Annotated in this window: 15 protein-coding genes; 5 read left to right on the top strand and 10 right to left on the bottom strand. The window is 60.5% G+C overall.

Annotated features, from left to right (window positions below; all coding sequences use genetic code 11):
- Nucleotides 1-352 precede the first annotated feature (352 nt).
- From HUS57_RS00915 to HUS57_RS00905, 3 genes are all read left to right on the top strand, one after another.
- A complete protein-coding gene (locus tag HUS57_RS00915; protein ID WP_173931053.1) occupies nucleotides 353-859 on the top strand; it encodes an invasion associated locus B family protein in 507 nt (168 codons plus the stop codon).
- Between the two features lie 141 nt (nucleotides 860-1000).
- Nucleotides 1001-2416, top strand: coding sequence for a metalloprotease TldD (gene tldD / locus HUS57_RS00910; protein ID WP_173931052.1), 1416 nt, complete (start codon nucleotides 1001-1003; stop codon nucleotides 2414-2416).
- A complete protein-coding gene (locus HUS57_RS00905; protein ID WP_173931051.1) occupies nucleotides 2416-3120 on the top strand; it encodes an NAD-dependent deacylase in 705 nt (234 codons plus the stop codon). Before tldD ends, HUS57_RS00905 begins: the two co-directional genes overlap by 1 nt.
- Before the next feature lie 11 nt (nucleotides 3121-3131).
- Here the strand turns inward: HUS57_RS00905 and HUS57_RS00900 are convergent, their stop codons facing one another.
- The 6 genes from HUS57_RS00900 to HUS57_RS00875 are packed head-to-tail and all read right to left on the bottom strand — an operon-like array spanning nucleotide 3132 to nucleotide 9327.
- Nucleotides 3132-4358: a class I SAM-dependent RNA methyltransferase gene (locus tag HUS57_RS00900; RefSeq protein ID WP_173931050.1), complete on the bottom strand. Its 1227-nt coding sequence runs from the start codon at nucleotides 4356-4358 to the stop codon at nucleotides 3132-3134.
- Complete coding sequence (locus HUS57_RS00895) at nucleotides 4355-5104, bottom strand: TlyA family RNA methyltransferase (protein WP_173931209.1); 750 nt, start codon at nucleotides 5102-5104, stop codon at nucleotides 4355-4357. Before HUS57_RS00895 ends, HUS57_RS00900 begins: the two co-directional genes overlap by 4 nt.
- 59 nt (nucleotides 5105-5163) lie before the next feature.
- Nucleotides 5164-7077 carry a 1-deoxy-D-xylulose-5-phosphate synthase gene (dxs, locus tag HUS57_RS00890; protein WP_173931049.1) on the bottom strand — a complete coding sequence of 638 codons (1914 nt, stop codon included), beginning with the start codon at nucleotides 7075-7077 and terminating at the stop codon, nucleotides 5164-5166.
- Nucleotides 7078-7099: 22 nt separating this feature from the next.
- Nucleotides 7100-7366: an exodeoxyribonuclease VII small subunit gene (locus HUS57_RS00885; protein ID WP_173931048.1), complete on the bottom strand. Its 267-nt coding sequence runs from the start codon at nucleotides 7364-7366 to the stop codon at nucleotides 7100-7102.
- 3 nt (nucleotides 7367-7369) lie between these two features.
- The gene (locus HUS57_RS00880; protein WP_173931047.1) at nucleotides 7370-8296 is read right to left on the bottom strand and encodes a histone deacetylase family protein; all 927 of its coding nucleotides are present in this window, start codon (nucleotides 8294-8296) and stop codon (nucleotides 7370-7372) included.
- 59 nt (nucleotides 8297-8355) lie between these two features.
- Nucleotides 8356-9327 (bottom strand): hypothetical protein, encoded by a 972-nt coding sequence (locus HUS57_RS00875; RefSeq protein WP_173931046.1) that lies wholly within the window; start codon nucleotides 9325-9327, stop codon nucleotides 8356-8358.
- A 179-nt stretch (nucleotides 9328-9506) separates the two neighbouring features.
- Here HUS57_RS00875 and HUS57_RS00870 point away from each other — a divergent pair, with 179 nt between their 5' ends.
- On the top strand, nucleotides 9507-10280 hold the full coding sequence (locus tag HUS57_RS00870; RefSeq protein WP_173931045.1) for an MBL fold metallo-hydrolase: 774 nt from the start codon (nucleotides 9507-9509) through the stop codon (nucleotides 10278-10280).
- Nucleotides 10281-10333: 53 nt separating this feature from the next.
- Here the strand turns inward: HUS57_RS00870 and ribB are convergent, their stop codons facing one another.
- The gene (gene ribB / locus HUS57_RS00865) at nucleotides 10334-11443 is read right to left on the bottom strand and encodes a 3,4-dihydroxy-2-butanone-4-phosphate synthase (protein ID WP_173931044.1); all 1110 of its coding nucleotides are present in this window, start codon (nucleotides 11441-11443) and stop codon (nucleotides 10334-10336) included.
- Nucleotides 11444-11547: 104 nt separating this feature from the next.
- On the bottom strand, nucleotides 11548-12648 hold the full coding sequence (aroC, locus tag HUS57_RS00860) for a chorismate synthase (RefSeq protein ID WP_173931043.1): 1101 nt from the start codon (nucleotides 12646-12648) through the stop codon (nucleotides 11548-11550).
- A 159-nt stretch (nucleotides 12649-12807) separates the two neighbouring features.
- Between aroC and HUS57_RS00855 the strand changes: the two genes are divergently transcribed.
- Nucleotides 12808-13056 (top strand): DUF1344 domain-containing protein, encoded by a 249-nt coding sequence (locus tag HUS57_RS00855; RefSeq protein ID WP_173931042.1) that lies wholly within the window; start codon nucleotides 12808-12810, stop codon nucleotides 13054-13056.
- 10 nt (nucleotides 13057-13066) lie between these two features.
- Here HUS57_RS00855 and HUS57_RS00850 read toward each other — a convergent pair whose 3' ends face one another.
- Nucleotides 13067-13654, bottom strand: coding sequence for a histidine phosphatase family protein (locus tag HUS57_RS00850; RefSeq protein ID WP_173931041.1), 588 nt, complete (start codon nucleotides 13652-13654; stop codon nucleotides 13067-13069).
- Between the two features lie 39 nt (nucleotides 13655-13693).
- Nucleotides 13694-14512 (bottom strand): enoyl-ACP reductase FabI, encoded by an 819-nt coding sequence (gene fabI / locus HUS57_RS00845; RefSeq protein ID WP_173931040.1) that lies wholly within the window; start codon nucleotides 14510-14512, stop codon nucleotides 13694-13696.
- Nucleotides 14513-14563 lie beyond the last annotated feature (51 nt).

Genomic DNA, 14563 nt, shown 5'->3' with positions numbered 1-14563 from the left:
GTCATCTCCCAATCGTGCGCCTTACCGCCGCCCGTATCGCAAAATCTTGTGCGGCGGAAAAGCTTCTGCCGAGATTCCCGGTCCATACGGGCGCGTTCAAATCATACTCTCATGAGAACCGCAAGGAAGGGCTGGATGAGCAGATGCGGCATTTTTGCGCTGGCGCCAGCATAATTGCGCTCCCACAAGCCAAGCCTACGTCATAGTTCTGGCGGATTTATGCAGAAGTTGCCCGAAAGGTGGCTGGGCTTCCGTCGCGTCGCCGGGCATCGTCATGGCGTTGCGGGCACTTGCCCCTTCTGACTTCAGTGGCATCGGGTACAATTGCCGCGAATCGCTGGGAGAAACATCCATGCCCATAAATACACTCGCGGCCGCACTAGTCCTGTTCCTTGCCGCTATCCTGCCCGCTGCTTCGCAACAGCCAGGCAATGGAAATGTACGCGCCACCCACGGCGCGTGGTCCATTGTCTGCGATACGCCTGCAGGCGCTTCCAGCGAGCAATGCGCGATGATGCAGAACGTTCTTGCAGAGGACAGGCCCGAAGTCGGGCTGTCCGTCGTCGTGCTCCGTACGGCGGATGATCAAGCCGAAATCCTGCGCGTACTTGCTCCGCTCGGGGTCCTGCTGCCCAACGGGCTTGGCCTCAATGTGGACGGGAAAGACATTGGACGCGCCTATTTCGTCCGCTGTTTCCAGGATGGATGCTACGCTGAAGTCATCATCAATGACGAGCTTCTGGCAACGCTGAGGAACGGTGAATCGGCGACGTTCATCGTCTTCCAGACCCCGGAAGAGGGAATCGGAATCCCGGTCGACCTCAGCGGGTTCGGCGAGGGATTCGACGCGCTTCCCTGAGCGGGCGTCCCGTTCCTCCCCCTTTGCCGCAATTTGCCGCTGCAGTGCATAAGCCGTGTTGTGCGGTGCCAAACCTGCACCGCACACTGGATCATTCTCGCTCGTATCTCTACATGAGGAGAAACAGAAAGGTGACTGCCCATGCAGAGATCGCTCATCGACGCCTTCGACTGCTCTCCGGATAAACTCAAATCTCTGGTCTCCGACACCATTTCCGGCACGGATGACGGTGAACTTTATCTTGAGTACCGCGAGGGAGAGGCGCTCGTCTTCGATAATGGCCGCCTGAAAACGGCAAGCTTCAATACTGACCAGGGATTTGGCCTGCGCGCCGTAGCGGGAGAAGCTACAGGCTACGCTCATTCCAGCGAGCTTTCGCATGCTGCCCTGCTGCGAGCAGCCGATGCCGTGGGGGCTGTCAAGCACGGCTATTCCGGCCGCCTCGACGCCCCGCCCATGGGCACGAATCAGCGGCTCTACGGCGAGGGAAATCCTATCGCCGCCCCGGGGTTTGAAGAGAAGGCAAAGCTGCTGCAGGAGATCGACGGCTGGATCAGAGTTCAGGATCCGCGCGTAAGGCAGGTGACCGCATCGTTGGCTGCCTCCTGGCAGCATGTGGAAATCCTGCGTGCGGATGGGCAGTTGGCTCGTGATATCCGTCCTTTGGTGCGCATGAACATTTCTGTCGTGGTAGGCGACGGTGACCGGCAGGAGACCGGCTCTTACGGCATGGGCGGACGCAAGAGCTTCGGTGAGTTCCTGGCCGAGGATTCCTGGCGCTTTGCCGCAGGCGAGGCGCTGCGACAGGCGCTTGTCAATCTGGAGGCCGCGCCCGCCCCGGCTGGCACGTTCGATGTCGTACTGGCCAGCGGTTGGCCCGGCGTCATGCTGCACGAGGCCGTTGGCCACGGGCTCGAAGGCGACTTCAACCGCAAGAAGACTTCGGCTTTTGCCGGTCTCCTCGGGCAGCAGGTTGCCGCTAAGGGCGTGACGGTTGTCGATGACGGCACCATCAAGGAGCGCCGCGGATCACTCACCATAGACGATGAAGGCACTCCATCGAACCGCACCGTTCTTATCGAAGACGGCAAGCTGGTGAGCTACATGCAGGACCGGCAGAATGCGCGACTGATGGGCATGAGCCCGACGGGCAACGGGCGGCGCGAATCCTACGCACATCAGCCCATGCCGCGCATGACCAACACCTACATGACAGCGGGCGACAAGACGCCGGAGGAGATCATCGCTTCGGTGAAGAAAGGCGTTTATGCGGTTTCCTTCGGCGGCGGGCAGGTGGATATCACCAGCGGCAAGTTCGTCTTCGGCTGCACCGAAGCCTACATGATCGAGGATGGCAAGGTGACCCGCCCGATCAAGGGCGCGATGCTGATCGGCAACGGCCCGGACGCCATGCATCGGGTCACAATGATCGGCAATGACATGAAGCTCGACACCGGTATTGGTAATTGCGGCAAGGCGGGCCAATGGGTCCCAGTAGGTGTCGGCCAGCCTCACCTCAGGATGGACCAGATGACAGTGGGTGGAACGCAGACGTAATGCCCGCTTCCATTGTCATTCTTACCGGTGCCGGCATTTCCGCCGAATCGGGCGTCGCTACTTTTCGCGACAAGGAAGGCATCTGGTCTCGCTACGACTATCGGCAGGTCGCCACGCCGGAGGGTTTTGCTGCCAATCCGGAGCTGGTTCACGCATTCTACAATGACCGGCGCAGCCAGATGCGGAACGTGGCGCCAAACGCGGCACATTTCGCGCTGGCCCGGCTCGAACGGGAACACCCTGGAAGCGTGCTTCTGGTCACTCAGAATATTGATGACCTGCACGAGCAGGCCGGCTCGCATAACCTGATCCACATGCATGGGGAGCTTGCCAAGGCCCTGTGCGCCCAATGCGGCGCCAGGCATGAATGGCGGACGGAACTTTCGACGCAGATCGCCTGCCCCTCGTGTGGGCAGGCTGGCGGTCTACGTCCGGACGTGGTCTGGTTCGGCGAGATGCCCTACCACATGGAACGTATTTACGAGGCGCTATCTTCCTGCGACCTCTTCCTTTCCATTGGCACGAGCGGCAGCGTCTATCCGGCAGCGCAATTCGTGGACGAGGCAGGCCGTGCGGGCGGACGGACGGTGGAACTCAATCTGGAGCCATCGGACAACGTCTACAATTTCGATGAGGCTTTCCACGGTCCGGCCACCCGTATCGTGCCGGACTATGTGCAGCGCCTCCTGGCAGGGAAACTTTAGCAGCCCCTATCCTACCGCTCCAATAACGCCACAACCTCCACATGCGGCGACCAGAGGAACTGGTCAATGGGGACCACCCGAACGAGCCGGTAACCACCGGCGACGAGCATGGCAAGATCACGGGCCAGCGTGCCCGGGTTGCAGGAAACCGCGGCAAGGCGCCGGATCCTTGAGCGGGCAATCTGCCGGCTTTGCGCCTCGGCACCCGCCCGCGGAGGATCGAAGACAAGGCCGTCGAAACGCTCCAGTTCCTTCGGTATAAGAGGCCGCCGGAAAAGATCGCGCCTTTCGACGCTCACCGGCTTCAGTCGTTCTGACCGCTTCGCCGCAGAATCGAGCGCGTCCAGAGACGCCGCATCGCCTTCCACCGCGTGTACCCGCGCAGTTCGTGCAAGCCGCAGCGCAAAAGTGCCGCTCCCGGCGAAAAGGTCAGCAACGTGCCTTGAGCCTTGAAGATGGCTGAGGACATGCTCTGCCATTGCTGTTTCAGCTTCCTCCGTCGCTTGAAGAAAGCCTCCGGGAGGAATCGCCACAGCCACGTCCCCGAACAGGACCGCTGGCTTCTCCCGCTCGATCACCAACTCGCCATCTGCGGAAAGCCGCGCAAAGCCCTCTGCAAGGCAAATCTCGACGGCGCGGCTGCGCCTCCTCTCCGTAAGTTCACCTACTGCCTCGGCGGAGATGTCCAGTCCTGTTCGCGTGATGGTGACAGTCAGCCGGATCGCTCCGCGGCCACTTGCAAGCGCAGCGGCAAGCGACCGCAGAGCGGGAAGTGCGGCAACGATCTCCGGCCGCGCGACAGGGCATTGCTCGATCTGGACAATCCGGTGCGACCGTGCGGCATTGAACCCGAAGAGAAGGCTTCCGCGTTCCGCCCTCGCCGTAAAGGTGACGCGCCGGCGAGAGGCGGGCGGACAAGGTATGAGGGGTTCCACCTCCGCCTCGATCCCATGGCTTAAAAGAGCGCGCACCACCTTCTCCCGCTTCCATTCATGATAGGCAGGCAGTGCGAGATGCTGAACCGCACATCCTCCGCATACCCCGAAATGCGGGCTCACCGGTTCCACCCGAAGGGGTGAAGGCTTCTCGACCGTCAGAAGGCTGCCCCTACCCTTCTCCACCCGGGCAGTCACCACATCTCCCGGCAGAGCAAAGGGAACATAAATCGGGCCGGCCGGCGTGCGGGCGATCCCGTCGCCTTGCGCACCCAGTTCCGCGATGGACAGAAGCTTGCTCACGCCTTGCACCCTGCCAGCAGGAATTCGCGGTTCCCGTCGCCGCCTTCTATGGGAGAAGCCGTCAGGCCGATCGTCCGCCAGCCCTGGTTCGTCTCCAGCCAACTGGCGACCTCATGTGCGATTTCCTCTCCCATTTCAGGATCACGCAGCAAACCGCCCTTGCCAACCGCCTCCCGGCCTGCCTCGAATTGCGGCTTCACGAGGAAAAGACCGTGCGCGCCGCTTTGCGCTACTTCCAGTGCCGGCGGAAGGGCGAGCCTCAGGGAGATGAAACTCACATCCGAAACAAGAAGATCAGGCGCGCGCGCGCCTATGGCTTCAATGGTGATATGGCGCGCATTCAGGCCCTCCAGACAGGTTACGCGCGGATCCTCCTTAAGGCGCGGGTCCATTTGTCCGGAGCCCACATCGACAGCGACGACATGCGCCGCCCCCCGCTCCAGCAAGACCTGCGTGAAGCCGCCCGTGGAAGCGCCAATGTCAAGCGCATAAGCGCCTTCGACCAGCATGCCGAAATGATCGAGGCCATGAACAAGCTTCAAGGCAGCGCGGGAGACGTAGCCACGCGCCGGATCGTCGACCGTGATATCTGCGTCGGCCGTAACCGGCTGGCCGGGCTTTTCCATCACCGCGCCGGCTATCCGCACGGTGCCGCGCAACACGGCGTCACGGGCGCGGGCGCGACTGCCGAAGTAGCCGCGCTCAACCAGAAGCTGATCGAGCCGAAGGCGTGGCGGTACGTTCATGGGAATGAAGTGAACCATGGCAGTGAGAATGGCAAGGGCAGCGTCGCCACCTTGCTTCTTCATGCACGGGCTGCCTGCACCTGCATTCCGAGTGCCGCGAAGACGGCACGGACGATTGCCGCCGCATCCAGGCCAGCCTCGGCATACATGCGGTCTGGCCCGGCCTGATCCATGAAGAAGTCCGGCATTACCAGCGGGCGCACCTTTAGTCCTTTTTCAAGCAATCCTTCATGCGCGAGAAAATGCAGTACATGGGCGCCGAAGCCGCCGATCGAGCCTTCCTCAACTGTGATCACCACTTCATGCTCATTGGCAAGGCGCCGAAGGAGATCGGCGTCTAGCGGTTTGGCAAAGCGAGCATCGGCGACGGTAGTGGATAGTCCAGCGGCCTCCAGCTCATCGGCGGCCCGCAGGCACTCTTGAAGACGCGTTCCGAGGGAAAGCAGTGCAATCCTGCTGCCCTCGCGCAGCACGCGCCCATTGCCGATCTCAAGCACTTCGCCTCGGTCCGCCATGGCAGTGCCCACCCCCTCCCCTCGCGGATAGCGGAAGGCGACGGGACCATCATCATAGGCTGCTGCCGTGCGCACCATGTGCTTCAGCTCCGCCTCATCGGCAGGCGCCATCACCACCATGTTGGGAAGCATTGCGAGATAAGCGACGTCGAAGGCCCCGCAATGGGTGGCACCATCCGCGCCGACAAAACCTGCGCGGTCGACCGCGAAGCGGACAGGCAAATTCTGGATGGCTATGTCGTGCACTACCTGGTCGTATGCACGCTGCAGAAAGGTCGAATAGATGGCCACGAAGGGCCGATAGCCTTCGGCAGCCATCCCGGCGGCGAATGTCGCGGCATGCTGCTCGGCAATGCCGACATCGAAAGTGCGCTCCGGAAACTCCTTGCCGAAGATGTCGAGGCCCGTTCCTGATGGCATCGCGGCTGTGACGGCGACGATCCTGTCATCCCGGCGCGCCTCCTCCACCAGCGCCTGCGCAAAGACCTTCGTATAGCTTGGTGGGCCGGTCGGCGCCTTGGTCTGCGCCCCGGTGATAACGTCGAACTTCGCCACACCGTGATATTTATCCTCGGCAGCCTCCGCCGGGGCATAGCCCTTGCCCTTCTTCGTGACGACATGGATGAGAACCGGCCCCTCGCCATGGTCGCGCACATTCTTCAGGACAGGAACGAGATGTTCCAGATTGTGCCCGTCAATGGGTCCGATATGGAAGAAGCCCAGTTCCTCGAACAGGGTACCGCCCGTAACATAGCCTCGCGCGTGTTCCACGGCGCGTGTGATGGCTCGGTCGAGCTTCCCGCCCAGTTGCGCTGTTAGTTTCTTGCCGGCATCACGAATATTCTGATAGGCCGGACCCGAAGCGAGGCGCGCCAGATAAGCGCTCATTGCTCCCGTTGGCGGAGCGATGGACATGTCATTGTCATTCAGGATGACAATCAGCCTTGCGTTGAGCGCGCCGGCATTGTTCATGGCTTCGTAGACCATACCTGCCGACATAGCGCCGTCTCCGATAACGGCGATAACGTGCCGCTGCTGTCCGGAAAGGTCCCGCGCCACGGCCATACCGAGCCCTGCCGAAACAGAGGTGGAGGAATGGCCGGCACCGAAAGGATCATATTCACTTTCGGCTCGCTTGGTGAAGCCTGACAGACCGCCTTCCTGGCGCAGTGTGCGGATGCGATCGCGCCGCCCGGTCAGGATCTTGTGCGGGTAGGTCTGATGACCGACGTCCCAGATCAGGCGGTCATGTGGCGTGTCAAAGACATGATGGAGCGCGACCGTCAGTTCCACGACGCCGAGACCGGCGCCCAGATGCCCACCGGTCTGCGACACGACATCGATAAGCTCGGCGCGCAGCTCCGCCGCGAGACGAGGCAAGTCCTCCTCGGGTATCTGTTTCAGGTCTGAGGGGACGCGAACGCGGTCGAGAAGCGGCGTTTCAGGAGGCGATTTCACGCGTAAGCCTGCTTTGTAGGAACTATTCGGGGTCGAGCGGTTCAGTGCCGGTTGGGCGGCCCTCGCGTGAAAGGCGAATCTTCTCTACCTTATCCTCCGCCGCCTTCAGAAGCTGATCGCAATGATCCTTCAGCGCCTCTCCCCGCTCATAGATGCGGATCGATTCTTCCAGCGGCACATCGCCCCGTTCCAGATCGTTGACGATCGCCTCGAGCGCCTCAAGCGCCTGCTCGAAAGTCATGGACTTGATGTCACCGTTGGTTTCAGCCGTCTGGCTGTCGGAATTCATGCGTTACCCCTTCATCAAGCGACCGACATGGGCAGCCACGGAAAGCGCCAGTCCTTCGAGGTCGTAACCGCCTTCAAGAAGGCTGACAAGACGATTCTCCGCCCGCGATCCGGCGCATTCCCTAAGCTTGTCCGTCGCCCAGGCAAAATCCTGTTCTGAAAAGGAGAGTTCGGCCAGCGGGTCCCGATGATGCGCGTCAAAACCAGCCGAAATGATGATGAAATCGGGCCCGAAAGCTTCTACGCGCGGTAGGACACTCTCTTCCAGCGCCTCCCGGAAATCGTCTCCGTTCGCACCGGGCGGAAGCGGCACATTGACGATATTACCAGCCCCGGTTTCGTTTGCCGCTCCGGAGCCGGGATAAAGCGGCATTTGGTGAGTAGAGCAATAAAGCACGTCGGGATCGTCCCAGAAAATATCCTGCGTTCCGTTCCCGTGATGCACATCCCAGTCGATGATTGCAACGCGCTCGGCGCCGTGCGTACGCTGCGCGTGGCGCGCGGCAATGGCAGCATTGTTGAAGAGGCAAAAGCCCATCGCCCGCTCCTTCTCCGCGTGATGGCCGGGAGGGCGCGTGGCGACGAAGGCATTCCTGGCGCGGCCGGTAAAAACATCGTCCACGGCCGCCAGCGCTGCGCCAACAGCCCGCAACGCGGCTTCCCAGCTACCGGGGCTTACGGTGGTATCGGCATCGAGACGCGCCAGCCCGTCGGTTGGAATTGCTGCCTTCACGCGGAGGAGGTGGCGTTCGGTGTGGGCAAGCAGAATGGCGCTTTCGTCCGCTAGTGGTGCCTCTACGCGTTCCAGCTCCGCAAAGGCGTCATGCGCGAGCACCTTCTCTATCGCCCTTAGCCGGTCGGGTCGCTCCGGGTGGCCGGGCGGCGTCAGGTGCTCCAAGCAGGCGGAATGTGCATAAAGGCGCGTGGTCATGCGCCTCGTATATGCCTTGATGCCGCTCTTTACCACCCGCGAAATCGCGTTCTACAGCGCTAGCTTGGCTGCGGGGCCGCCGTTGTCTCCCCGCCGAATGTGCTGACCGCCCGGTCCTTCAGCTCCCGGAAATGTTTGGAGGCATTCGCCAGCCGTGCATCCCACTCGGGATTTGGCGTCTGTCCTTCGATCGTGCGGAAATAGACCGTCATCAGCGCCGCTATGGCGAAGGGCTCAAGCAGCGCAGCCTTCACGGCCCAGGCGAAGACGATGGCAAGCACGAAGCTCCAGCCTGCAAGCTGGCCGGGCATGAGGTAAAGGATGGCCGCTGCCGGAGCCAGCATGATGAGGAAGATGAGGAAGGCGAGCCCCCACATGAAAATGGCAAGCCAGATGGCGTTCTTCACCATCTGTCCTCCGTTTTGGGCATAAAGCACCAGCCCCTGCCGCGCGCTGTCGAAAGGCGTCGCGCTCTGTGTACGGATGTTGTAGCCAAGGATGATCTCGTCAACATAGGTGAGCGAGATCCGGATCACCGTATTGACAAAGCGGGCCAGCGTTTGAAGCGCCGGGACGGGCAGCAGCGCCGCCGTACCGCCGACAAGGCCCGTCAGGACGCGAATAACGCCCTTGATAAGCTGATCGACTACGAACAGGACACTCGCCTCCGCAAAGCGGGATGTCACGATCTCTCTTGCATAGGCGACTTGACCCTGCCCTTCCGGCACGTCTTGGCCATCAATCAGGCGCACCATGACGGCAATATGCCCTGCCTTGACGATGTAGAGAATGTATTCCCGCAGCCAGTAGACTGCCGCCGAGACGATGCCGAAACCGACAGCGCCGCCCCAGAAGGCAAATCCGGTCGCATCATCGGTTATGTGGCCGACGCCGAAGCCGATCCCCGCGCCTACACCGGTCGCCAGAATGTAAGCGAGTGTTATCCCGAAATAGACCACCATCCGCGTGACGATAAACGGCCATGTCCGCGCCATGATGGCAAGTGTCCGTCCAATCTCGAAATCCCACATCGAATCTATCCCCCTTTGCTTCCCCTTCTCGGACGATACTCCAGTTCATGCAGGAAGACGAGCGGCGCGCAGACGCAATCCCTGACCGTTGCTCGCAAAAATGTCATTGAGAGCGGCTTGAAGCCTGCCACTTTTGCAGGAAGGATCACATTTCTGCACCATAATACCGGGAGGATAGAATGCACGTTACACGACGCAGCACATTGAAGATGACGGCCGCCGGGCTGGCTGCCCTCGGCGTTCCAACCATCGTCCCCTTCGCCGCGTGCGCGCAGGAAGGCGGCGACACCTACGACACCGAGAGCGGACAGATCTCCATTTTCCCCGTCTCGCACGCATCATTCGTGATGATGGTGCCGGGCATGGTGATCTACAACGACCCCGTGGGCGGGGCGGCAGCCTATGAGGCACACCCTGCTCCGGACGTGATCTTGATCACCCACGAACATGGGGACCATTACGATCCGGAGACACTGTCGGCCATCACGGGCGAGTCGACGCAACTGATCACGAACCCGGCCGTATACGAAATGCTTCCTCAGGATCTAAAGGAAAAAGCGACGGCCATCGGCAATGGCGAGACGACTTCGGTGGGCGATATCGAGATCGAGGCCATTCCCGCCTACAACACCACCGAAGAGCGGCTGCAATATCATCCCCAGGGCCGTGACAACGGCTATGTGCTGACAATAGATGGACGGCGTATCTATATCGCTGGGGATACGGAAGACATTCCCGAGATGCGCGCGCTCACCGATATCTACATCGCTTTCGTGCCGATGAACCTGCCCTACACGATGGATGTGAACCAGGCGAGTTCCGCCGTCGCCGAATTCGCGCCGGTCTACGTCTATCCCTATCACTACAATGACAGCGACGTTGAGGCATTCGCTCAACAGGTCGCCGAGTCCGGTAGCGAGACGGAAGTTGTGATGGGAGCCTGGTACGCTTGACAAGAGCGCGCAGGCGATTGGCGCGCGGATTCCCGCGCGCCTGCAATCACGAACTAATCGCGATCGATGATAATGGTATCAGCGATCTCGATACCAAAGCCTTTCAGGCCGATGTAGTGGCGCTCGCGGGAGGCCAGGAGTCGGATGGAAGTGATGCCCAGATCCTTCAGGATCTGCGCTCCCAGCCCCACCTCGCGCCACTCGGTTTCCCGCGTCAAAGCCTCCGTATGGCTCTCGGCTTCCTCGCTACTGCGGCGCCGGCGTGGATGATGCGCGACGCCAACGGAGCCCTCGCGCAGATAGACAAGCACGCCCCGCCCCATCTCGGCCATCGAATTCATGACGTCGCGCAACCTCTGCTCCGTGCCGAAAACATCGGTAACGACATCTTCCGTATGGAGTCGCACGGGAATCTCTACACCATCGCGGATATCGCCGAAGACAATGGCTAGGTGCTGCATTGCCTCCCACGGAAGCGTATAGGTGTAGGCTGTCGCGCTTCCCGAAAAAGTCTGGATAGGAAAGGCAGCAACTCTTTCGACAAGCGTTTCCTGCCGCTGCCGGTAGGCTATGAGATCGGCCACGGAGACTTGCTTCAGAGCATGTTTCTCGGCGAAGGCAGCCACCTGCGGCCCGCGCATAACGGTGCCGTCATCATTCACCAACTCACAGATGACGCCAACGGTCGGAAGACCCGCAAGACGGCATAGATCGACGGCAGCCTCAGTGTGACCGGAGCGCATGAGAACGCCGCCTTCGCGCGCAACAAGCGGGAAGATGTGGCCGGGCCGGACAAAATCCGCAGGGCCCACATTCGGGTTCGCCAGATTCCGAACCGTCAGCGTCCTGTCTTCGGCAGAGATGCCCGTGGTCGTTCCGTGCCGGAAATCGATGCTTACGGTGAATGCAGTCTGATGAGGCGCGTCGTTCTCGGCCACCATTGGCGTGAGATTGAGCCGGCGAGCATCCTCGCGAAGCATCGGGGTGCAGACGATGCCGGACGTATGGCGCACAATGAAGGCCATCTTTTCCGGCGTGCAATGGATAGCAGCGACAATCAGGTCGCCCTCATTCTCGCGGCCATCGTCGTCCGTGACGACGACAATCTCGCCGCGTTCAAAGGCCCGCACGGCCTCCACAACTCGCTTCTGGTCGTATGACATGATATTTCGGTGAACTCCCGGTTGGGGGGAAGAGGCGGAGTGATTGTCGGCCAGCCGTTGATCGCCCCCAAAAAAGCGGCTTTCAACGGATGCCTTTTGCCACGCTATCCCTTTCCCGTCTGTCCTCGATGGCGCAAATAATGGTCGGCAATGGCACAGGCAAGCATGGCTTCACCGATCGGGACAGCCCTGATTCCTACGCATGGATCGTGTCTTCCCTTCGTTACCACCTCTACCTCAGCGCCGCTCCGATCTACCGATTTTCGCGGTGTCAGGATGGAAGAGGTCGGCTTGACTGCAAAACGCGCCACGATCGGTTGCCCGGTAGAGATGCCGCCCAGGATGCCGCCGGCATTGTTCGATAGAAATACCGGCTGCCCGTCCACACCGGTGCGCATTTCATCCGCATTTTCTTCGCCGCGTATGCGCGCGGCTGCAAAGCCGTTCCCGATCTCCACTCCCTTTACGGCATTGATGGACATAAGGTTCGCGCAGATATCCTGATCGAGTTTGCTGTAAAGGGGGGCTCCGAGGCCCGGCGGAACCCCCTCTGCCACCACCTCGATAACGGCACCGACCGAGGAGCCTGACTTACGGATCTCGTCCAGATATTCCGTGAAGACCGATATAGATTTTGGATCGGGCGTGAAGAACGGATTCTCCGGATGGTCGATGAAATCCCAGTCCCAATTTCCGCGGTCGATCTCTTTCTCGCCAATAGCAACCAGAGCACCGCGTACCACCATGCCTGGCACGATCCTTCTGGCGATGGCGCCTGCAGCAACGCGCGTGGCTGTCTCCCGGGCAGACGATCGCCCGCCGCCGCGATAGTCCCGCAACCCGTATTTCATTTCATAGCTGTAATCTGCGTGACCTGGACGGTACCGCTCCGCGATCTCACTATAATCCTTCGAGCGCTGATCGACATTCTCGATCATCACGGAGATGGGCGTACCCGTCGACACCACGGTCTCACCATCATCCTCCGGCAATACACCGGACAAAATCCTTACCTGATCAGGCTCGCGGCGTTGTGTAACGAAGCGTGACTGCCCGGGCCTGCGGCGGTCGAGTTCGGCCTGGATGTCGGCCAGGCGGAAGCGGATTCCCGGAGGACAGCCGTCGACCACACAACCGATGGCCGGTCCATGGCTCTCGCCCCAGGTGGTCACCCGGAACAAATGGCCGAAAGTGTTGTGCGACATTCGACTTCTTCCTTCACAACAGCAGCGGAAAGGCTTCTATTTCTCTTTGCTGACGCGGTCAAACCGCGTTGTCGTTCCAGTTTCGACACAATTCGGTTTTGTAGTGCGGATAGGGACGTTCGCGTGTAAAAGCACCAACTATCAGACGAGAGGTTTCTCATGCGATCAGCAATAACGGCAATCTGCCTTGCTCTGCTTGCGAGCCCAGCTTTGGCAAACGATGCGGAGGGCACCATCACGACTGTCGATCCGCAAGCCATGACTATCACCCTTGAGGACGGCTCGACTTACAAGTTGCCTGCGGAGATTGACATGTCGGCCATCTCCGATGGCGTGGAAGTCGTTATCGCCTACAGGATCAGCGAGAATGGAGAAAGGCAGATAACCGACATGTTCCTTCCCGAATGAGAGAAGGACGCTAAAGCCATTCAAGCCTTCCTTCTTCCACGCGCAAGATCCTGTCTTGCGGCACCTCCAGGTCGGAGGCCTGTTGGACCGGCACCCCTCCAACCAGATGGAAGATGGCACGCACGACGCCACCATGGGTCACGCAGATCGTAGGCCGCTTCAGTTCACCAAGCCAGGAACGAACGCGGCGCGCCATCACCTCGTAGCTTTCTGCCTCGCGTCCGGGAGGCAGGAAATGCCACTTGTCCACCATGCGCTTTGATGTAACGCCCGGTTCCCTCTCCTCCAATTCCGCGTAGGTGAACCCTTGCCAATCGCCGAAATGGACCTCCTTAAGGCGGGGATCGGTTCGGTAAGCATCGGGTGCAAGTCCCATCCGGTTGCGAATGCGCTCCATCGTGTTGCGCGTGCGACGGGATGGACTCGATACGAAATCGAATATTCCCGGCTCCTCGATAAGCCGCGCCAGATGCACGCCGTTGCGAGCGGCCTGTTCCCGGCCACGCGCGTTAATGTCCGTTTCCGCCTGCCCCTGGAGACGCTCTTCCACGTTCCAGTCGGTTTCGCCATGGCGCACGATGTAAAGGAGCGGAAGCACGTTTGCCTTTCGACCGGCCTGGTCCCGCAGCCGGTTCCCTTAATCGGAGACGGTGGATATGTCAGGCGCGTCGACCGCCTTCATTCCCACAACATGATAGCCCGCGTCCACGTGTAGCACCTCGCCGGTGACCGCCCGTGACAGATGGGAAAGCATATAAAGGGCGGTGTCACCTACCTCCTCGATGGTAACGACCCGCTTCAGCGGCGAATTGTACTCGTTCCAGCGCAGAATATACCGGAAATCGCCTATGCCGGAGGCAGCAAGGGTCTTGATCGGGCCCGCAGAAATGGCGTTCACGCGGATGTTGTTTCCGCCCAGATCGACGGCCAGATAGCGGACACTGGCTTCAAGGGCCGCCTTCGCCACACCCATCACATTATAGTGGGGCATGACCTTCTCCGCCCCGTAATAGGTAAGCGTGAGAATTGACCCGCCATCCGTCATCAGCTTTTCAGCGCGTTTTGCAACGGCCGTAAGCGAATAGACGGAGATGTCCATGGTGCGCAGGAAATTTTCCCGCGTGGTATCTACGTAACGGCCGGTCAGCTCGTCCTTGTCCGAGAAAGCGATGGCATGGACCAGGAAATCTAGCCTGCCCCAGCGCTTCTCCACCTCCGCGAAGACCGCGTCCAGGGTTGCAAGATCGGTAACATCGCAATGGCCGACGACCTGTGCATTCAATTCGGCAGCAAGCGGCTCGACCCGCTTCTTCAACGCATCGCCCTGATAGGTGAGCGCAAGCTCGGCTCCCTCTACCGCGCATGCCTTTGCTATTCCCCAAGCGATAGAGCGGTTGTTGGCGATACCCAGAACAAGTCCACGCTTGCCGGCCATGAGGCCATTGCCACCTGCCATGTCTTATCTCCGAACGTGTTGCGGCCGGAGCCGTATCGCACAGCGGCAGCC

It is taken from the genome of Chelativorans sp. Marseille-P2723, from assembly GCF_902809845.1.
GTDB lineage: Bacteria > Pseudomonadota > Alphaproteobacteria > Rhizobiales > Rhizobiaceae > Chelativorans.
The sequence above is the reverse complement of the archived record's forward strand: the minus strand, read 5'-3'. Positions and strand labels throughout refer to the sequence as shown.